Origin of the sequence: Paenibacillus psychroresistens (assembly GCF_009728935.1) — a bacterium.
In the GTDB taxonomy this organism is placed as follows: domain Bacteria; phylum Bacillota; class Bacilli; order Paenibacillales; family NBRC-103111; genus Paenibacillus_AC; species Paenibacillus_AC psychroresistens.
Genome location: NZ_CP034235.1, coordinates 565153 through 585136, shown reverse-complemented (window position 1 = coordinate 585136; position 19984 = coordinate 565153). Strand labels below are relative to the sequence as shown.

The 19984-nt window shown below is 43.1% G+C and carries 17 protein-coding genes and 1 pseudogene; 2 read left to right on the top strand and 16 right to left on the bottom strand.

Annotated elements, in window-relative coordinates:
- Positions 1-51 precede the first annotated feature (51 nt).
- From EHS13_RS02910 to EHS13_RS02890, 5 genes are all read right to left on the bottom strand, one after another.
- The gene (locus EHS13_RS02910; RefSeq protein ID WP_155698921.1) at positions 52-1155 is read right to left on the bottom strand and encodes a GntR family transcriptional regulator; all 1104 of its coding nucleotides are present in this window, start codon (positions 1153-1155) and stop codon (positions 52-54) included.
- Positions 1156-1233: 78 nt separating this feature from the next.
- On the bottom strand, positions 1234-1884 hold the full coding sequence (locus tag EHS13_RS02905) for an amino acid ABC transporter permease (RefSeq protein WP_155698920.1): 651 nt from the start codon (positions 1882-1884) through the stop codon (positions 1234-1236).
- A 19-nt stretch (positions 1885-1903) separates the two neighbouring features.
- A complete protein-coding gene (locus tag EHS13_RS02900; protein WP_155698919.1) occupies positions 1904-2557 on the bottom strand; it encodes an amino acid ABC transporter permease in 654 nt (217 codons plus the stop codon).
- Between the two features lie 72 nt (positions 2558-2629).
- Positions 2630-3451, bottom strand: coding sequence for a transporter substrate-binding domain-containing protein (locus EHS13_RS02895; RefSeq protein WP_155705201.1), 822 nt, complete (start codon positions 3449-3451; stop codon positions 2630-2632).
- Between the two features lie 63 nt (positions 3452-3514).
- The gene (locus EHS13_RS02890) at positions 3515-4243 is read right to left on the bottom strand and encodes an amino acid ABC transporter ATP-binding protein (protein WP_155698918.1); all 729 of its coding nucleotides are present in this window, start codon (positions 4241-4243) and stop codon (positions 3515-3517) included.
- Between the two features lie 150 nt (positions 4244-4393).
- On the opposite strand from EHS13_RS02890, the gene EHS13_RS02885 reads away from it, so the two are divergent.
- Positions 4394-4795 carry a CHRD domain-containing protein gene (locus EHS13_RS02885; protein WP_155698917.1) on the top strand — a complete coding sequence of 134 codons (402 nt, stop codon included), beginning with the start codon at positions 4394-4396 and terminating at the stop codon, positions 4793-4795.
- Positions 4796-5110: 315 nt separating this feature from the next.
- Here EHS13_RS02885 and EHS13_RS02880 read toward each other — a convergent pair whose 3' ends face one another.
- The 10 genes from EHS13_RS02880 to EHS13_RS02835 form a co-directional block, all read right to left on the bottom strand.
- The gene (locus EHS13_RS02880; RefSeq protein ID WP_155698916.1) at positions 5111-5860 is read right to left on the bottom strand and encodes an amino acid ABC transporter ATP-binding protein; all 750 of its coding nucleotides are present in this window, start codon (positions 5858-5860) and stop codon (positions 5111-5113) included.
- Positions 5861-5872: 12 nt separating this feature from the next.
- Positions 5873-6550 (bottom strand): amino acid ABC transporter permease, encoded by a 678-nt coding sequence (locus EHS13_RS02875; RefSeq protein WP_155698915.1) that lies wholly within the window; start codon positions 6548-6550, stop codon positions 5873-5875.
- A 12-nt stretch (positions 6551-6562) separates the two neighbouring features.
- Positions 6563-7390: an amino acid ABC transporter substrate-binding protein gene (locus EHS13_RS02870; protein ID WP_155698914.1), complete on the bottom strand. Its 828-nt coding sequence runs from the start codon at positions 7388-7390 to the stop codon at positions 6563-6565.
- Between the two features lie 451 nt (positions 7391-7841).
- A complete protein-coding gene (locus EHS13_RS02865) occupies positions 7842-8810 on the bottom strand; it encodes an ROK family protein (RefSeq protein ID WP_155698913.1) in 969 nt (322 codons plus the stop codon).
- A 10-nt stretch (positions 8811-8820) separates the two neighbouring features.
- Positions 8821-9771, bottom strand: coding sequence for a DUF4434 domain-containing protein (locus tag EHS13_RS02860; RefSeq protein WP_227013768.1), 951 nt, complete (start codon positions 9769-9771; stop codon positions 8821-8823).
- A gap of 26 nt (positions 9772-9797) precedes the next feature.
- A complete protein-coding gene (locus tag EHS13_RS02855; RefSeq protein ID WP_155698912.1) occupies positions 9798-10643 on the bottom strand; it encodes a carbohydrate ABC transporter permease in 846 nt (281 codons plus the stop codon).
- Between the two features lie 2 nt (positions 10644-10645).
- The gene (locus tag EHS13_RS02850; RefSeq protein WP_227013767.1) at positions 10646-11545 is read right to left on the bottom strand and encodes a carbohydrate ABC transporter permease; all 900 of its coding nucleotides are present in this window, start codon (positions 11543-11545) and stop codon (positions 10646-10648) included.
- Between the two features lie 91 nt (positions 11546-11636).
- A complete protein-coding gene (locus EHS13_RS02845; RefSeq protein WP_155698910.1) occupies positions 11637-12977 on the bottom strand; it encodes an ABC transporter substrate-binding protein in 1341 nt (446 codons plus the stop codon).
- A gap of 210 nt (positions 12978-13187) precedes the next feature.
- The gene (locus tag EHS13_RS02840; protein ID WP_155698909.1) at positions 13188-14057 is read right to left on the bottom strand and encodes a MurR/RpiR family transcriptional regulator; all 870 of its coding nucleotides are present in this window, start codon (positions 14055-14057) and stop codon (positions 13188-13190) included.
- Between the two features lie 92 nt (positions 14058-14149).
- Positions 14150-14878 carry an N-acetylmannosamine-6-phosphate 2-epimerase gene (locus tag EHS13_RS02835; RefSeq protein WP_155698908.1) on the bottom strand — a complete coding sequence of 243 codons (729 nt, stop codon included), beginning with the start codon at positions 14876-14878 and terminating at the stop codon, positions 14150-14152.
- 145 nt (positions 14879-15023) lie between these two features.
- Here EHS13_RS02835 and EHS13_RS02825 point away from each other — a divergent pair.
- Positions 15024-16406 (top strand): annotated as a pseudogene (locus tag EHS13_RS02825) (DUF4434 domain-containing protein).
- A 224-nt stretch (positions 16407-16630) separates the two neighbouring features.
- On the opposite strand, the gene EHS13_RS02820 reads toward EHS13_RS02825, so the two are convergent.
- Positions 16631-19921, bottom strand: coding sequence for an NTTRR-F1 domain (locus EHS13_RS02820; protein WP_155698905.1), 3291 nt, complete (start codon positions 19919-19921; stop codon positions 16631-16633).
- Between the last annotated feature and the right edge of the window lie 63 nt (positions 19922-19984).

The window sequence follows — 19984 nt, the reverse complement described above, 5'->3', positions numbered from 1 at the left end:
ATATGCAAAACCCCGATCGCAATGGATCGGGGTTTCACTCTTTCATGACTATTAAACGGAAGCTATCGAGCTTCCTGGATTTATGACTGATTTGCAGATTTGTCCGAACACAACCTGAGTATCCTTACCTTCAATAAGATTTAAAATTTGCTTAGCTGCTAGCTGTCCCATTTCATAAAAAGGCTGAGTGGCGCCTACCAAATCATATTTAAGCCTAAGATTAATGTTCGCTGAATCATAAGTAACCATGGAAACATCCTGAGGAATTTTGTAGCCTAATTGCTCAAAAGCTTTAATTGCCGCTTCTGCTATCTGATCATTAGCTGTGAATACCGCTGTGAAATTTATTTCTTTCATTTTACGTTCAAAGGTGGAGCTATACAGGGCAAACTCATTGCCAAAATCCTCATATTGGGTTGGAATTAATACATCCCATTCATCCGAATACTCAATTCCCGAATCGCTTAATGCTTGCTTAAAACCCAATAGTCGCTCATTGAATGTACTTAAGTTAGAATTGCGAATAAATAATATTCGACGATGGCCTTTATCGATTAGCTGCTTAGTTAATTTATACGCACCTGCTGCATTATCACTCGTCACATAGGGGATATTCTGCTCATATAAATAGCGATCCAAGAACACAGCCTTGATCCCGCTATCCTGAATTAAACGGCAAATTCGTTGATTCCTGCCTTCTTGGCCATGCTCCAGAATAGGGCACATGATCACACCATCAATTTTTTTGGATATGGCTCCTTTTACTAAGGTTTCGAGCTTATCAAAATTACTTTCATCACTCGAGGTTAATAAATGGAATCCGTATGTATGCAGTACATCTTCAATGCCTCTTAACGCACTGGACCACTGTGGATTTTCAATCCCAATCACAAAAGCGGCAACTAAGCCCGAATGATTATGCATCCCCTGTGACACAATACCCGTCTCTATATAGGTTCCTCTTCGGCTATCTCTTTTCAATAAACCTTCGGTTGTTAGTTCCTTAATCGCTTTCTCAACCGTGTTAACACTAGCTCCATAATATTGGGCAAATTCCCTGCTAGATGGCAGCCGGGTGCTAGTCGTCCATTCCCTGCTGAGGATTCTTGTGCGAATATCCTGCATAATTTTCTCAAATGCATAAGTAACCGTCATTGGGATAACCCTTTCTCTCATGCATAACTATTATCAAGATTATAGTATATCTTTGTATCAACTGTGTCAATTACTTCTCTAAGCATGCTTGACCTCCAGCCTCTTGGAGTAAATCGATAGCAAGTAGTTAACCGTAAAATAAAAAACCGCAGTTAGGATAAAAATCGGCATGACAAAGCTAGTCGCATGTCCTTTCACAATATTGGCATTATGCATCAGCTCTGGCAGTGCGATAACCACCGTCAGCGAGGTATCTTTAAGCAGTGAAATAAATTGGCCCACCATAGGAGGAACCATACGTCTAAGCGCCTGCGGCAGCACAATATGCCATAAGGTTTGGATATAAGAAAGGCCCGATGATCGCCCCGCCTCAATCTGCCCCTTGTCAATCGAGGTTAGTCCACTGCGGATAATTTCTGAGACCATTGCTGATTCGAACACGGTAAGCGCGATAATAGCCGAAGCCATAATGCTGAACTTAATCCCTATTTCCGGTAAAGCCAGATAGACAAATAAGATGATTAAAAGCAGCGGTAGATTACGAATGATTTCCACAGTAGTTGCTGCAAGAGGAGCTAGAACAGGAATTCTCGCATACCTCACAATAGCCAATATGCAGCCAATCAGAAAGCTAAGTACAATAGAAATGAAGGCCACCTCTAATGTAATTAGAAATCCCTTTAACAAATACAACACATTATCTGCAGAATAGGCTCCAACAAAATCCATTATATCCCTCCAAGCCCCTCTAATAGTTCCGTGCAAGTCTGCTTTCCATATAACGGACTGCAAAGCTCAAGGGGATAGTTAATATTAAATAAAACACGGCTACAAAAATATAAACATCAAAAGTGACAAAGGTTTCAGAGGCGATAATATCCCCGTAATACATGAGATCAAAACCACTGACAATACTTAACACAGATGAATTTTTAACTAGGTTTAAGAATTGATTGCCTAGCGGCGGAATGACAATCTTGATCGCTTGTGGCAGAATTACAAATCTTAAAGTCTGAAAATAAGTCAAGCCTGAAGCTCTTGCAGCCTCTGTTTGTCCTGATTCGATGGATAGAATCCCCGCCCTCAGTACCTCTGCAATAAACGCAGCTGTATATACGGTTAACCCAATAGTTCCTGCTGTAAAACCATCTAGAGGAATGCCCATGCTTGGAAAAGCCAGAAAAAAGATTAGCACAATTAAAAGCAACGGAATGTTACGAACAAATTCGATATACCCCGAGCTGATGACTCTCAATATTCGATAAGTGGATAATCTCATTATCGCAAGGAAATTGCCCAGGATAAAGCTGCCAATGAGAGCAAGCAGACTTGACTTCAAAGTGTTGCCAAATCCGGTTAGAAAGACATCCCAATTATCAAAAAGTATCGAAAAATGCATTATTATCTCTCACCTCATCTACCTTTTGAAATGAATGGGATGAGCGACAAAGCCACTCACCCCATTAGTAACGATTTATTTAGCTGGTTTTTCGCCTAACCATTTTTCATAAATTTTATCGTACTCTCCGCTGGCTTTCATTGCTGTCAGGAGATCACTAATATTCTTCGCAAACGCAGCCTCGCCTTTTTTCACAGCGATTCCATAAGGCTCATCGGTAAAGTTGCCACCCACCATTTCATAATTGGGATCCTGCTTAGTCATGCCGAACAGAATCGCATTATCCGTAGTTAGCGTGTCCCCTTGACCGGCTTTCAACGCAGTAAATGCATCTTGATAATTATCAAATTGCAGTACTGTAGCATCTGGAGCCTTTTCAGCAATATTCTTAACTGAGGTTGATCCTTTTACACCTAATACCTTCGTGCCTTTTTTCAAATCGGCAATACTCTTAATTGGACTGCCTTTTTTCACCAGTAAAGATTGTCCGGCGTTAAAGTACACATCCGTGAAATCCACTTCTTTTTTGCGATCTTCTGTAATTGTCATGGTAGCTACAATCGCATCAATATCTCCGTTATTAAGCATCGGAATTCTTGTTTTGGAGGTTACTTCCTTCAGTTCAATTTTAGTTTCGTCTCCCAAAATACTTTTTGCAATGGCTTTGGCAATATCGATATCAAATCCATTGACTTCGCCTGTTCCAGGATCTTTTAAGCCGAATAGGTTGGTATCGTACTTAACCCCAACGACGAATTTCCCGCGCTTTTTGATGGCTTCAATGGCTTTCGATGCTTCAGCATCTCCTGCAGGAGATACCGTTGCTGCCCCTGAAGCAGCTGGTTCTGTGGAATCATCCTTTTTACCGCACCCTACCAACACAAGCATAAGCGACATCAAAACTAAACCTAATTTAAATTTTATTTTCAAATGGAAAATCCCCTCTCGACGAACTGATTTTTAATGATTGATAAGACGACTGAGAAACACACGAGCACGCTCTTCACGCGGATTCGTGAAAAACTCAGCCGGAGCTGCCTCTTCGACAATTTGACCCTGATCCATAAAAATAATTCGATCCGCCACCTCACGGGCAAATCCCATTTCATGAGTGACGACAACCATAGTAATCCCCTCATGCGCCAGAGACTTCATCACATCCAACACTTCTCCAACCATCTCAGGATCAAGCGCTGATGTAGGTTCATCAAACAGCATAATCTTCGGCTTCATAGCTAAGCCTCGCGCAATAGCAACTCGCTGCTGCTGGCCACCGGATAATTGAGCGGGATAAACGTCTGCTTTCTCTGGTATCCCTACTTTTTCTAGATAAAGCATCGCTGTCTCTGCAGCTTCTTTCTTCGATATACCCAATACTTTCGTCGGTGCTAATGTAATATTATCGATGACCTTTTTATGCGGGTATAAATTAAAATGCTGAAACACCATGCCAATCTCTTGCCTCAGCTTATTGATATTGGTTTTCTTGTGATTAACGCTAACTCCATCAACCTCTAAACCCCCATCCGTAATTGGTTCCAAGCGATTAATACAGCGAAGCAGCGTGCTTTTGCCTGATCCTGAAGGACCAATGACTACTACCACTTCACCCTGCTTCACATGCAGATCAATGTTCTTGAGTACGTGAAATTTGCCGTAATGTTTGTTGACATCGCGAAACGTAATCATTCATCTAACCTCCATTAGTCAGTCTATCTTGTTATTTTAACCAAATATTGAGTTTCTGAATCTGATCCCCCGATAGTAGGCTGATAAACAAACGATTGCGACTAAAATAGAATAGATTAAGCTAAAGCTATTTATGAGGAGAGAAGTCCTATCCGAACATTTAATACATTTCTATCCGGTCGAAGTGAAGTACCTCCTGTAAGAACCATTGCTACTGGAAATGTTGTTTTTCATCTAAACAGCAGTGGTACACAATTGAGTTTTCGACTGGTCGTCCGCAATATTGCTGGAGTGACGCAAGATCATATACATTTAGGCTTGAAAGGGCGAAACGGTCCTGTTGTCGCATTTCTATTCGGTCCGTCTAAATTCGGGATAACTGTAAGGCGAGGAGTAATTAAGGGTATATTAACTAGACAAGATTTAGTTGGCCCTCTGAAAGGGAAAACTCTCAACGATTTAATCCGAGAGTTTAACAAAGGCAACTCCTATGTTAATGTCCACACCAATCAGAATCCAAATGGAGAAATTCGCGGTCAGGTAAGACGATAGGTAAGCTAAAAAAGATATCCCAAAGAATTGCTGAATTGCATGCAACTTGAATCAGACTCAATAGGATTCCCATTTAAACAAACTCTATTTAATCCGTAAGCCCAAAAACTATGCTTATCAAGCCAATTTAATCTCTATTTGCTTGATAAGCACAAGGACTAGGCTTATATTTTGATATTTAAGCCATTTTAGGAAAAAAATAGCGGGGTACGCACAATTTTTGTGCGTACCCCGCTATTTCATAAGCTGAACTCAATATTAAGCATGGTTTTTGTGCTAAACCATAGTTGTGGTTGATGCATATATTTGGAGATTTTAATCTACTGAATGTAGATGAGAAAGAAATAGGCGAGTGCGCTCTTGCGTCGGATGTTTAAAGACTTGATCCGGTGTCCCTTCCTCAACGATCTGGCCGTTATCTAAGAAGATGATTCGATCCGCTACCTCGCTGGCAAACTTCATTTCATGGGTCACAATGACCATAGTGATCCCTTCGGTGGCCAATTTCTTAATCACCTTAAGCACTTCCCCGACCAGCTCTGGATCCAATGCCGAAGTGGGTTCATCGAATAAAAGAAGCTTTGGCTGGGGAGCCATCGCCCGCGCAATTCCTACCCGTTGCTGCTGTCCACCGGAAAGCTGGTGCGGGAAGGTAGCTGCCTTTTCTTCCAGACCTACCATTTTCAAAAGCTCTAGTGCGCGTATACTTGCCGCTTCTTTTGATTTTTTCTGCACGGTAACCTGCGCTTCCATTACATTCTCCAAAGCATTCATATGTGGAAACAGGTTATTCGCTTGAAAAACCATCCCTGTTTGTCTGCGTAAAGCTAATACATTCATTTGCTTAGGTTTTAATCCAGCATGAAAATCAATTTGTGTGGTCCCGATTCGGAGAGTTCCTTCCGAAGGATACTCAAGTAAATTCATGCAGCGCAGCAAGGTTGTTTTTCCCGAACCAGACGGACCGATAATAACGACGACTTGGCCTTCTTCGATGTTCAGGTTTATGCCCTTGAGTATTTCCAGCTTATCGAATGTTTTTCTGAGTTTGGCAATAGCTATCATCACTTACTCCCTCTATCTTGCAGTATATCGGTCAAAACGTTTTTCCAAGCGTCGTTGGAAATAAGAAAGCACACTGGTGAAAAGTAAATAGATCACGGCCACTTCACTATAGAGCACCAAAGGCTCATAGTACAAGGCTGTTATTTGCTGAGCTTTTGCGAACATTTCTGTAACCGTTACTACGAATGCCAGAGAAGTATCCTTAACAAGACTAATGAAGGAATTAGACAGAGGCGGAACGGACACACGTGCTGCTTGCGGTAAAATAACTCGACGAAGCGCTTGTGCCTTCGTCATGCCTATGGAATATGCCGCTTCCCATTGCCCTTTTGGAGTGGAGAGAATCGCCGCACGGATAATTTCAGAACCATATGCACCTACACTAAGCGTAAAGCCAATCACGGCCGCTGGAAAAGCATCAATTGTAATCCCGACATTTGGCAATCCATAAAAAATAATAAATAATTGCACAATTAACGGTGTTCCACGAATAACCCATACATAGAATCTTGCTAAAGACCTCAACAGCTTCCAGTCAGAAAGCTGAATTAACGCGGTTAACAAAGCGAGACTTAACCCTAACGCAAAAGAAATCAAAGTCAATGGTATTGTAAAATATACCCCTGCTTTTAGCAGGGGCAAAAAGGATTCCACTATAATGTGAATCAGCCGTTCTGTATGATCACTCATCGCATTTATCCTTTATTTGGATACATCAGCACCAAAATATTTCTCTGAAATTTTTAAATAAGTACCGTCCGCTTTCATATCTGCCAAAGCTTTATTCACGGCATCGACCAGATCTTGATTTCCTTTGTTAATCAAAATGGCACATGGCGTAGCTACATCCGTCTCTGCTACTACTTTAATCGGCGCGTCCGGTTTTTGCTTTAACAAATCCAAGTAGGAAAGGCTGTCATTGATCGTAGCATCAATCCGTTTGGAGCTCAGCAAGTCAATAGCTTGATTAAATCCATCGGTTTGGACGATGGTTGCGCCATTTGCTGTGGCAATGTCGGCCAAATTACTCGTTAACGATTGACCTGATTTTTTGCCTTTTAGATCTGTTAGTTTTGTAATATCCTGATTGTCCTTCTGCACGATAAGGACTGATTTAGAAACAATGTACGGATCCGAGAAATCGTATTTTACTTTGCGATCCTCTTTAATGGATACTTCATTCACTACGACATCAAAACGTTTAGCATCTAATCCAGCAAACATGCCGTCCCATTTTGTTTCAATGAACTCCGGCGTCGCCCCTAGTTTCTTCGCTACTGCTTCGGCGATCTCTACATCAAAACCAACTAATTTTCCATCTTTATCGTGAAATGTAAATGGCGCATAAGTACCTTCAGTGCCAATTCGTATTTTACCATTTGCTTTAATTGTATCTAGAACGGTTTTCGCTTTCATCGGTTCGGATGATGCGCCCATCTCAGGTTCCGTCGCGTCCTTCTTGCCGCAGCCTGCGAATATAAGAGCAACCGACATCAATAATACTGCAATAAATACACCTGATTTTTTCATTTTAATTCCTCCGCTATTTCTGTGATGTTTTTCTTTTTGAGTTTAACACTCCTAAAATAGCGAGTCAATATTAATCCGATATAATCAATCGGAATTAATTGGTTTATGAATATTTAGTGTCTTATTCAAACCCTGGGACTCCCAGCACCCAAGTTACTTATTGCTCTCATAAAACCCATTCTCCTGAGACACTTTGCGAATTATCGCTCATTTTTGTTGATCTAACTGGAAAAGCTCAGGTTAATATTGCATTATTCGGGCAAATTCAGTAAATAACTGGAAAAACCCCATGTAAAAAGTGCCTTTAGCAGTTTCAAGGCCATTTGTGCTGATTTATCAGGAGGAAATCCATCTAAATCGTCAAAACCTATCTGAATCCATTTATTAACGGGAGAAAATCCATGCAAAAAAAGACAGTTCCAGTGAACGAGTCACCTAGCTGCCTTCTGATTTATATACTGATTTCCTCTTGATTCATGGCCTCCGTATTGCTGTCAAAAACCAGCTTAGCAGCGCCGATCATGCCAGCCATTTCGCCAAGGGTTGCCGGAACAATCGGGATATCTTCCTCTATATACACTTTTAGGGTATGTAGACTTACATATTTGCGGATGCGATCAAACAAAAAATCACCCTGCAGAGTTACAGCGCCACCCACGATAATAGCCGTTGGGTTAAACACATGGATTAGGTTAGCCAAACCCACTGCAATATATTGCGCATATTTATCTACTATTTGCAGAGCTATTTCGTCACCGCTTCGTGCTCTATCGAACAGATCTATGGGGGATAATGAAGCTCCCTCTACATCCGCCATTCGTTCACGAATCATTCGTTTAAGCCCCGTTACCGAAGCATATTGCTCCCAGCATCCTCTAAGTCCGCAAGTACAAGGCTCCCCTTCGAACACAATAACTTGATGTCCGTAACCACCTGCATATCCACTTCTCCCACGATAAGGCTGCTTGTTCACAATCAAGCAACCCCCTACTCCTGTTCCAAGCGCAACGCAAAGAAACTGATCGTAGGGTCGACCAGCGCCTAACCAAACCTCGCCACTAGCCATAGCATTAACATCATTATCTACCCAAACGGGCAATGCAGCACGAAGCTCCAATTCTTCCTTCAAGCGAGTCCCGCTCCAGCCTGGAAGATTCTCTGTTGCTCCGCCGATAACACCCCGTCGATTAACATAACCGGCTGTTCCGATACCCGCTCCCACTAAATCTATCCCTTGCTTAAGCGCATATTTCTGATACATTTCAATGGTTGCTGCTATCTTAGACAAGAGCGCCTTTTTCCCAGACACCGCTTCTGTAGGAATAGTATCCTCACGAATTATGATTCCATTCCCGTCTACAATACCTGCTTTAATATTCGTACCACCAATATCGATCCCAATCGCGTAGATCTGACTCATAAGCCACCCCTTACTTCTGACGACTGGCTTGCATGAAATCCATATAATCTTGATAAAGCTTCGGAGAGGTCGGATGCCCCGCGTGCACCTTGCTATTAGGCTTATTCAACATACCCAAATACTGATAGCAGAGAATCTTATCTACATATTTTGAGGCAACTTCAAGCTGTTTTTGCACCCTTTCAATTGGAGCTGGAAACAATACCTTGCCGTGGAATTCAAAAATCTCGACATCCGCCCAAAGCGGCTTACCCGCTCGATCGTGTGCTTCTCGCAAACGGGACCAAATACCATCCAATTCAGAGACGTCTGTTTTGTTCACACCCACTTCATCCTGATAAGCAATATAGTCTGCTTCCAACGATCTCAATTGGGCAACAAACTTATCGTCAGCAACAATGGTACGTGTGCCAAACGGAGCAATCAAAACCTGCTGCGGTCCTATTTTACGACAATGGTTAGCGAGTGTATTCACATATTCAATATAAGGCTCTGGATAATACTGATCAATAGCCGCTTCTACCGGGAAATACCAGCCATTGAAGGAGCGGTGATGCCCATACTTCTGTGCCAGCTCATGAGCAAATTCAAAGCGATACCTCGAAGCATCCCCTTCATTGCCAAAGCCATGAAAAATCGGCGTCGAGAAAAAGCCAAGTCCAATATAAACCGTTACACCCAAATGATCAGCCGCTTTAAGCACAGCCTCCAATGGATCGGGGCAAACTAAATTCCATCTTTCTTTGATCACCGTGGAAGGATAGAATGTTTTCCCGTGAAGGGCAACAGACATCAGAATTAATGTGTCCATTCCGGCTTCGACCATTTCAGTTATCTTCAAATTCCAATCCTCTGCACTGAACTGATCGGTCGTAGAGTTCCAGTAGTCTCCCTCATAAGGATTAGGATGATGAAAATCAAACCATGTCCCTGAGATCGGCATAATCTGTTTATTCTGCATTTGAGCTCCCTCGCTTCCCTTGAAGTTTATCCTTTGATTCCCGTTAGCGCGATACCTTCAATAAAATATTTTTGGGCAAAAAAGAAAATGACGATGATAGGCAAGGTGAACATCACCGATGCAGCCATCAACAGGTCCCATTCCACGTAGTGCTCTGCCATAAATGCTTGTAAGCCTAAAGTAAGAGTGTACATCTTATTGTCATTCAAATAAATTAAAGGCCCCAGAAAATCTGACCATGTAGCGATAAATGTGAAAATGGCAACTGAAGCAATAGCTGGCTTACATAACGGAAGTATTATGCGAATAAAGATATTAAATTCCCTAGCTCCATCTATTCTAGCTGCTTGAACCAACGAGTCCGGAAGCGTCATGAAGAATTGCCTTAGTAGAAAAATATAGAACGGTGCTCCTGTGAAAGCCGGAATAATTAACGGCCAGTAGGTCCCAACCAAATGCAGCTTCTGAAAAATAATATAAAGCGGAATTAACGTCACTTGGTAAGGAATCAGCATAGTTGCAATCACAATCGGAAAAATGATCCTTTTGCCATACCAATCGATTTTGGTTAAAGAATAGGCCACGAGAGTAGAAGAGATAATTTGGCCAATGACACTTAATACCGTGACATAAAGCGTGTTGCTCATAAACCGGACATAAGGGATTCGTTCAAAAACCCGAGCATAATTATCCCAATGAATGTGCTGAGGGATAAGGGTCAATGAAGAGGAAGATATTTCATTCAATGATTTCAATGAGGTGGCAACAAGCCATAAAAACGGGATCGAGAAAATAAGACCCAAAAGGACTAATATCGTATGGGGAAGCAGTTTTTTTGGGAAGGTTTTCGACCAAATTTGCTTGGTTGTCATAGTTATTCCCCTCCGTAAGTAACCCATTTTTTAGAAATTCTAAAGATAACCCAAGTAACAAAGCCAATGATCAAGAACATCAGCCAAGCCATAGCTGAGGCTTTACCCATTTTTAAGTACAAGAAAGCATTATGGTATAGATAGATCGCGTAGAAAAGCAGCGAATTTTCCGTGCCGCCAATTAAGCTGTTATTAAGCCCGCCAGAGCTGCCAATTATAAAATAGGCTTGAGTGAAATATTGAAAACCATTGATAACCTGGAGAATCAGCTGAAACAAAATGATCGGTGAAATGCTCGGTAATGTAATATGAAGAAACTTTTTAAAGAAGTTGGCTCCATCGATTTCCGCTGATTCGTATAAAGATACCGGCACATCCTGAAGTGAAGCAAGGAAAATGACGATTACATTCCCTACAGCCCAAACGCCAATAATAATTAAGGATGGCTTGGTATAAGCCGGGTCTCCTAACCAGCTTGGTGCATAGAAGCCTAGCTTGGTTAAAATATTATTCAGCAAACCATATTGGCCATTGAGAATCCAGATCCACAATAATGTTGAAGCAGCTAAGGGTACAATCGTCGGCATATAGAATACCGTGCGATAAATCTTCATCCCTTTAACCTTCATATTCAGCAGCATCGCAATAAATATCGCAAAAATAAGGTTAATTGGCGTGCCGATCAAAGTAATATAACACGTATTTCTTAAGCTTTTCCAAAATAGATCATCATGGAATAATTCAACGTAGTTATCCATACCGACAAATTTAGGCGGCTGAAATACATTGAATTCCGTGAACCCATAATACCCAGACAGCAGAATCGGATATAAAGTTAATCCAAAAAAGCCGATTAACCATGGGCTTGCAAACAATAATCCTTTAAGCGTATTCCCTCTCATAGCACACCCCCTAGAAGCCGACATCTTGCAGGTATCGTTTTGAAATAGCCTCACCTAAGTTAGGCGGGCTATTTCAATAGAACCTATCTCACTATTTTAAAGTTTTGGCTTTCGCATCAACAGCCTTCATGGCCTCTTCTGCTGTTTTCTTGCCATTAGCAGCTAATTCAAATTCGCTTGAAAACGCTGTAGCATATTCAGCTTGGACAGCTAGTGAAGGGAATGACTTTAAGTTAGGATTTTTAGCAGCTTCTGCGAACACTTTGAAGTCTGGAATGGCTTGTAATGCCGGATCGTCATAAACGGAAGACCGCGAAGGCAGGTTGCCGAATAAGGTATTGAATTTAACCATCTGTGGTTTAGCCATTAACCAGCTTAGGAAAGCCCAGCCACCGTCTTTATTCTTTGAATTCTTAGCAATAAAGAAAGTAGAAGTTTGAATCTCGCCGCCGCCTGCTAATTCTGGCTTGCCATCTGGTCCTGGAAGTGGAGCAATTCCATAATCCAAGCCTTCAATTTTCAAACCATTCTTAACGGTATTACCAAACCAAGGACCATCGAAACGGATGGCTTGTTTTCCTGAGATAAACGGATCTGTTGCATCCAAATATTTAGCAGAAGAATTGAATTTAATAATGTTATCTAGGCCGAATTTCTCTCTATAAGATTTGATCAGATTAATAGCTGCAATAGAGCCTGGATTGTTAGGTGTTAATGTTCCATCTGCTGCAGCCAGCTCTCCACCCATTGCGAATGTCATTGGATTAACATAGTACACAAAAGGGAAGTCGGGGAATCCGAGTACTTTGATCGTTTTATCATCGTTTACTTGCGTTAATTTAATAGCTGCGTCCAATAATTCCTTATCGGTTGTTGGTGGAGCTGTTATGCCTGCATCAGCAAAAAGCTTTTTGTTATAAAACATCATGTTGAAGTTGATATTAATCGGAAGCGCATAGGTTACATCTTTGTATTGACCGCTCTTTAAGGCTGCTGGAACAAAATCCGAAACGTCATAATTATCACGTTTTATGTATTCGTCCAAAGGCTCAAGAATTCCTTTTTCTGCGTAGGATGCTGTATTAGAGCTGAAGTTATCGGTTATATCCGGGCCATTGCCTGTTGAAAGGGCAACAACGATCTTCTGAACGTCAGGTACGGACAAGCCTTTCACCGTGTATAGATCCTGAGAAGCATTAAATTCAGTAATCAAGGTTTCTAAGCTCTCTGCTTCTTTCCCATTCCAAAGATACCAGAAATTCACTTCTGTTCTATCCTTCTTAGGCGCTACCGTTGCCGCTCCACCTGTTGAAGCCGCAGGCGATACTGCTTCCTCTGTACTCTTCTTAGAACTGCACCCCACTAACGTAATACAAACGATTGTTGTAACCAGGAGCAATAATGATGTGTTCTTCCATGCCTTCTTCATCATGTTCAACCCTCCATTTGTTTTATTTTACCTGAGATTAGTATAGCACCTAATTATTGCCTTGTAAATATTTTCTCCACTTTTTTATTTAATTTTGGAGGTTTTAACCACCTTGTACTAATAAAAAAATTCCACCGCATTAATTTCGTCTCAAGTTGCTAAGGTTCCAGTGATTAATCGATGGCTTTTTTTCATATTCTTCTATGTTTAAGCTTAATACATTTTGTCGCTTATTGACTTAGCTGTCAGTTCAATAGCTCTTAAGGCTTTGTCTTTGCACTGGATCGCGACTGCCGTAGTAAGTATATCAAGAACATGAATCTGTGTTATTTTCGAGCGAAATGCGCCACCCTGCAGTGGAGTTTCCTTGGAACAAGACAGCAAAACAGAATTGGAATACTGCGTTATTGGGGATTTGGCATGACTGGTTAAACAGATAAAGAAAACACCATTTTGTTTCGCAATCCGCACTGCATCTACAATATCCTTCGTGCTCCCTGAAGTGGAAACGGCAAAAATCACATCATCTCGAGTCATAAGTGTTGCACTCATCGCCATAACATGTGAATCAATAACTAGCTCTGTATTGAATCCAAGCCGCATGAAGCGATACTTGGCATCCGCTGCTGTATTAGCTGAGGAGCCGACTCCGATAAAATAAATCTTATTCGCATTGGCTAGTGCGTCTATCGCTTTTTGCAATTCCTTCATGTTAAGCAAAGCTAATGTATTTTCGAGGAATATCTTATTCTCTGCTGTAATTTTATTCGCAATGGTCGATAGATTATCGCCCTCTTCAATCTCACTGTGCACGCTTTTCACTGGGTTTACCAAGTCCTGAGCCAATGAGAGCTTAAATTCCTGATAGCCATGAAAACCAAGCTTGCGGCAGAGACGCAATACCGAGGTATCTCCCACGCCTGCCTTTTCCGCCAAATCCGTCAGCGTTGCATAAACCACCATTTCCGGATCTTGCGTAATAATATCGGCAATTTTCTGTTCTGTCTTCGTTAATGATTTATAGATACTTGCAATAACAAGCAGCGTATTCGATCCATCCTGAGATTTACTAAATTTAGACAAAAGCTGCAGCCTCCTTGAAAGAATTCTTCTTTTTTTAACCAAGTATAGTTGGAAGTCTCCTTCTTGACAAGCAGGTTTTGCGATTCCATGCCTTACTTTGCTAATTCATTTTCTAGACGTTTGATTTCGGCTTTCATTTGGTCCATTTTATCGACAAATCTTTTGGTAATCACATGAGGACGGGTGATCGTACTGCCAATGACAACACTGAATGCACCATTTTCAAGCAATCGCTCCACCTGCTCTAACGTCTGGATTCGGCCTTCAGCAAACACCGGAATTGGAATTCGTTTGGTTAATTCCCCTACTAGCGCAATGTCAGGATCTTCGGATTGCACGCTATAAGGTGTATAGCCTGATAATGTAGTCGAAACGATATCAAAACCGAGCTTGTAAGCATGAATCCCTTCTTCTAGGGTAGATACATCCGCCATAAGCAAACAAGAATAATTCTGCCTTATCTTCTTTACAATCTCCTCTAAGGTTTCACCGTTAGGCCGCGGCCTTAAAGTTGCGTCTAGTGCGACGATCTGTGCACCCGCTTGAGCCATACTCTCAACATCTGCATAAGTCGGTGTAATATAGACCTCCGAATCTGGGTAATGACGTTTCCATAGTCCGATTACAGGTAAATCGACCTTGCTGCAGATCAAGGCTACATCCTCAGGGGAGTTAGCACGAATCCCTGAAGCACCACCATCTCTTGCAGCTATAGCCATTTTGCACATTGTCTCACTTCCATATAGGGCATCGCCTACCGAAGCCTGGCACGATACGATTAGCTTGCCTTTTAAATCTTCTAAATGAACCTTCTTGCTCATTTGTCAACACTTCCTAGCCTGTGAGTTTGAAAAAACGCCAGCTTCTATGTCTGGCTCATGGACTATAACCACTCCCAATTGCCTCATCTGGTTTTATACTCCAATTTTAAATTAATTGGCGGTTATATCCTCCAATTATAGTACGATGATGATTTTCTGTAAAGCACGACTTTTAGTACGAAGAATCTTTGATTACTCCATTGAAATCGCTGGAGATATTTATAGTAAATATGGCAGCAACGCTTCCTTCAAAGGTTGGTATTTAAGCTTTGAAGTGGATAACTGGAACTTCCTTACCTCCACTCAGTGGGATAGAATGAATGTATTTTATCAAAACGTCAGTAATTATCTCAAAAGCCTAAATTCCTCAAAAACCGTGATGATTTCTCCTTTTTACAATACATTTGGAGGTCAAACGAGTGCTGCTTGGCAGACAATGTGGCAGTACATTCTTGCAGCAAATCCCAATATAGATATCTTAGCCTTGCAGGATGGGGTTGGAGCGTAGCATGCTCAGACTAGTCAATTAAATGAATGGTTCTCAGCTACAAAAGCAGCGATTACAGTTGCACGTCCAACAACACAATTGTGGTCTGATGCCGAGACTTTTAATGGGGACTTCAAACCTATGGACTTAAACGTTCTACTTGCTGATATGAATGCCGCGAAACCTTATGTCACTAAGTTTTTAAGCTTCAGCTTCAACCATTACATCAGTCCGCAGCAGGTCAATCCATTCTATTATACGACGTATAAAAATTATGTTAATTCGGGTGTCATGGATTCAACTATTCCTACCACACCAACCAGTTTGACAGCAGTCACACAGAATGTCATGACCATCAATCTGAATTGGTCTGCAGCGACAGATAATACAGGTGTAGTGGGTTACAAAATCTATCGCAACAGCGAATTGGTCTGGACCGCTTATACAAACGGAACCAGTTTTGTTGACACCCAATTGAACGCAGGTACATTATACAGCTACACTATTCAAGCGTTCGACGCTGCAGGCAACAATTCGGGACAGTCGTCATCTGCATCTGCAACTACATCCGCCGCAACTAGCTATCCAACCAACTTAGCTTTAAGCAAAACATATACGACAACTATCCCAGCTGATACTGCGTATCCGGACAGCGGAGGTGAATTGACCAACGGTGTCTATGATGGAACGATTGTCTATCAGAATGCTGCATTTCAGGGGCGTAACACTGGATCGCTGACTTCATTTACAATCGATTTAGGGACTTCTCAATCCATTAAGGAATTGACTGCGAACTTCCTGCAAATTAAGACAGGGTTCATTTTCTTGCCAAATACAGTGACTTTCTCTGTTTCACCTAATAATACAACATTCACTCAGGTCGGAAGTGTAATAACCAAACCAGCCGTGAGTGCAGCTGACCAGAATAAAATATATAGGCTGACTAATCTCACAGGCATTACAGGACGTTATGTAAAAATTGATCTCTTACCAGGCAGCAGCGCATGGACCTTTATGGATGAAATACAAGTAAGGCAATAACGATTATAGCAAGATCAATAGACCGTCCTACACGTTTAGGTGTTGGACGGTTTTTTCTGATTTTACAGACCTCATACTACTAAATTCTATTAATTCCAGTCAAACTAACACGAATGCAGTTTGTCTGGCTATTAGGTTATAACGAGGAACGCTAAACTTGCCCCCTCATTCTTCTGTTCCAAAATATACCCAATCTAGAATAACCATGCCTTTACTAGTTGCCCCTATGCAATTTGTGTGATGATAAGGTGTGCAGAAACAGCGGCTGCACCGCCAGCGAGAGGAGTAATCGTAAGTGCGGTGGGATTACTAGCTGGATTTCGTACTGTAATTATCGAATTGATGACAGTTGTTTGTACAAGAGCCATTCCTATAATCTGAGAAGTACCAGTTGCTCGACCAAATACCGTATGGGCTAATTCAACTGCTCCTGCTCCTGAATTTAGAGTTAAAACCAACTGACCTGCTTCGGTAATACTCACCTGAAACAAGACCTCATAAATGCCTATTGTGGACAAGTTAAAAGTATCAACTCCAGTGCGGAAAATCCCTGTCGCACTTGTTGGCCCATTTTGCGGGAAATCTACATCTCCACCGACAGCAACTGTTGCTGCATTATTTGGAGGCATCACTGCATAAAAATCTGCAAAACTTAATACTGCTGATGCTCCAGTTGCACCCGTAGATCCGGTTGTTCCTGTTACACCTGTCGATCCTGTCACACCCGTAGCTCCAGTTTCTCCTGTTGCACCGGTCGATCCTGTAACTCCCGTAGCTCCAATTTCTCCAGTTACACCTGTGGCTCCTGTCATACCCGTAACCCCAGATTCTCCTGTTGCACCAGTCAATCCTGTCACTCCCGTAGCTCCAGTTTCTCCTGTTGGACCCGTCGAACCAGTCTCACCCTTAACCCCAGTTTCTCCTGTTGCACCTGTCGATCCTGTCACTCCCGTAGCTCCAGTTTCTCCTGTTTCACCTGTGGCTCCTGTCATACCCGTAACCCCAGTTTCTCCTGTTTCACCCGTGGTTCCTGTCACACCTGTAACCCCAAGTTCTCCAGTTGCACCTGTGATTCCAGTCGCACCCGTAAACCCAGTTTCTCCTGTTGCACCCGTCGAGCCTGTCACTCCCATAGCTCCAGTTTCTCCTGTTACACCTGTGGCTCCTGTTACACCTGTGGCTCCTGTCATACCCGTAACCCCAGATTCTCCTGTCATACCCGTAACCCCAGATTCTCCTGTTGTACCAGTCGATCCAGTCGCGCCTGTAACTCCAGTTGTTCCTGTTACACCTGTAGCTCCAGTTTCTCCCGTTTCACCCGTGGTTCCTGTCGCACCCGTAGTTCCAGTTTCTCCTGTTTCACCTGTGGCTCCTGTCACACCCGTAGCTCCAGTTTCTCCTGTTTCACCCGTGGCTCCTGTCACACCCGTAGCTCCAGTTTCTCCTGTTGCACCGATCGATCCTGTCACGCCCGTAGCTCCAGTTTCTCCTGTTGCACCGATCGATCCTGTCACGCCCGTAGCTCCAGTTTCTCCTGTTGCACCGATCGTTCCTGTCACACCCGTAGCTCCAGTTTCTCCTGTTGCACCTGTCGTTCCTGTCACACCCGCAGCTCCAGTTTCTCCTGTTGCACCGATCGATCCTGTCACACCCGTAGTTCCAGTTTCGCCTGTTTCACCTGTGGCTCCTGTCACACCCGTAGCTCCAGTTTCTCCTGTTTCACCTGTGGCTCCTGTCACACCCGTAGCTCCAGTTTCTCCTGTTTCACCTGTGGTTCCTGTCACACCCGCAGCTCCAGTTTCTCCTGTTTCACCTGTGGTTCCTGTCACACCCGCAGCTCCAGTTTCTCCTGTTGCACCTGTGGCTCCTGTCACACCCGCAGCTCCAGTTTCTCCTGTTGCACCGATCGATCCCGTCACACCCGTAGTTCCAGTTTCGCCTGTTTTACCTGTGGTTCCTGTCACACCCGTAACTCCAGTTCCTCCTGTTGCACCTGTGGCTCCTGTCACACCCGCAGCTCCAGTTTCTCCTGTTTCACCGATCGATCCTGTCACACCCGTAGTTCCAGTTTCGCCTGTTTCACCTGTGGCTCCTGTCACACCCGCAGCTCCAGTTTCTCCTGTTTCACCTGTGGCTCCTGTCACACCCGTAGCTCCAGTTTCTCCTGTTTCACCTGTGGTTCCTGTCACACCCGCAGCTCCAGTTTCTCCTGTTTCACCTGTGGTTCCTGTCACACCCGCAGCTCCAGTTTCTCCTGTTGCACCTGTGGCTCCTGTCACACCCGCAGCTCCAGTTTCTCCTGTTGCACCGATCGATCCTGTCACACCCGTAGTTCCAGTTTCGCCTGTTTCACCTGTGGCTCCTGTCACACCCGTAGCTCCAGTTTCTCCTGTTTCACCTGTGGCTCCTGTCACACCCGTAGCTCCAGTTTCTCCTGTTGCACCTGTCGTTCCTGTCACACCCGCAGCTCCAGTTTCTCCTGTTGCACCGATCGATCCTGTCACACCCGTAGTTCCAGTTTCGCCTGTTTCACCTGTGGCTCCTGTCACACCCGTAGCTCCAGTTTCGCCTGTTTCACCTGTGGCTCCTGTCACACCCGTAACTCCAGTTTCTCCTATTGCACCTGTCGTTCCTGTCGCACCCGTAACTCCAGTTCCTCCTGTTGCACCAGTCAATCCTGTCGCACCCGTAACTCCAGTTCCTCCTGTTGCACCAGTTGATCCAGTCGCACCCGTAACTCCGGTTCCTCCTGTTGCACCAGTTGATCCAGTCGCACCCGTAACTCCGGTTCCTCCTGTTGCACCCATCGTTCCTGTCACACCCGTAACTCCGGTTCCTCCTGTTGCACCCACCGTTCCTGTCGCACCCGTAACTCCAGTTCTACCTGTTACACCCATCGTTCCTGTCGCACCCGTAATTCCGGTTCCTCCGGTAGCACCTGTTGTTCCTGCAGTTCCCGTCGATCCTGTTGAACCTGTCGAACCTGTAGATCCAGTCCTACCCGTTGCACCTGTTGCACCGGTTGCACCAGTTGCACCAGTTCCCCCAACTGATAATAAAGCTACATCGTCAACTAAAATGTCTGCTGTTCCCGCTTGCGGGAGTGTATTGATCAATATATAGGTTTGTGTAGTATTTTGCGGGGCTGGCGTCGTGGTTTGATAGATTTCTAGCCATGTACGATTATCCGCAGTAGGAATTCGATCAACTGGTACATTTATAAACAGTCCATTTCCAAGTGAATTAAACAAATTATCTAAATAAACGACTTGTATTTGAACAGGAGCAGCCGGTGAAATTCCTACTTTAGCTAACGAAACAAGAACCTCAAAACTATCTCCTTGATTCACATGAATATATTGCCCAATATAAGAGATTGTTGAACCGCCTTGCAGCCTTGCTGAAAACGAACCAGAATGTGAAAATAGGCTAGTAATTGTTGTATTAGAAGGAACCCAAGGTATTAGTGTCCCTGTTTCAAAACCTCCATTAACGATTATATTTTGAATGGTCATATAAGTTTTCTCTCTCCTTTCTAGTATTTTGACCTTTTAAATTAATAGTCTCTCTCTATTCTA

What these genes read in the sequence shown, in the direction of transcription:
- EHS13_RS02910 (WP_155698921.1), bottom strand. Translation starts at nt 1,155, where the DNA reads ATGACGGTTACTTATGCATTTGAGAAAATTATGCAGGATATTCGCACA.
- EHS13_RS02905 (WP_155698920.1), bottom strand. Translation starts at nt 1,884, where the DNA reads ATGGATTTTGTTGGAGCCTATTCTGCAGATAATGTGTTGTATTTGTTA.
- EHS13_RS02895 (WP_155705201.1), bottom strand. Translation starts at nt 3,451, where the DNA reads ATGTCGCTTATGCTTGTGTTGGTAGGGTGCGGTAAAAAGGATGATTCC.
- EHS13_RS02890 (WP_155698918.1), bottom strand. Translation starts at nt 4,243, where the DNA reads ATGATTACGTTTCGCGATGTCAACAAACATTACGGCAAATTTCACGTA.
- EHS13_RS02880 (WP_155698916.1), bottom strand. Translation starts at nt 5,860, where the DNA reads ATGATAGCTATTGCCAAACTCAGAAAAACATTCGATAAGCTGGAAATA.
- EHS13_RS02875 (WP_155698915.1), bottom strand. Translation starts at nt 6,550, where the DNA reads ATGAGTGATCATACAGAACGGCTGATTCACATTATAGTGGAATCCTTT.
- EHS13_RS02870 (WP_155698914.1), bottom strand. Translation starts at nt 7,390, where the DNA reads ATGAAAAAATCAGGTGTATTTATTGCAGTATTATTGATGTCGGTTGCT.
- EHS13_RS02865 (WP_155698913.1), bottom strand. Translation starts at nt 8,810, where the DNA reads ATGAGTCAGATCTACGCGATTGGGATCGATATTGGTGGTACGAATATT.
- EHS13_RS02860 (WP_227013768.1), bottom strand. Translation starts at nt 9,771, where the DNA reads ATGCAGAATAAACAGATTATGCCGATCTCAGGGACATGGTTTGATTTT.
- EHS13_RS02855 (WP_155698912.1), bottom strand. Translation starts at nt 10,643, where the DNA reads ATGACAACCAAGCAAATTTGGTCGAAAACCTTCCCAAAAAAACTGCTT.
- EHS13_RS02850 (WP_227013767.1), bottom strand. Translation starts at nt 11,545, where the DNA reads ATGAGAGGGAATACGCTTAAAGGATTATTGTTTGCAAGCCCATGGTTA.
- EHS13_RS02845 (WP_155698910.1), bottom strand. Translation starts at nt 12,977, where the DNA reads ATGATGAAGAAGGCATGGAAGAACACATCATTATTGCTCCTGGTTACA.
- EHS13_RS02835 (WP_155698908.1), bottom strand. Translation starts at nt 14,878, where the DNA reads ATGAGCAAGAAGGTTCATTTAGAAGATTTAAAAGGCAAGCTAATCGTA.
- EHS13_RS02820 (WP_155698905.1), bottom strand. Translation starts at nt 19,921, where the DNA reads ATGACCATTCAAAATATAATCGTTAATGGAGGTTTTGAAACAGGGACA.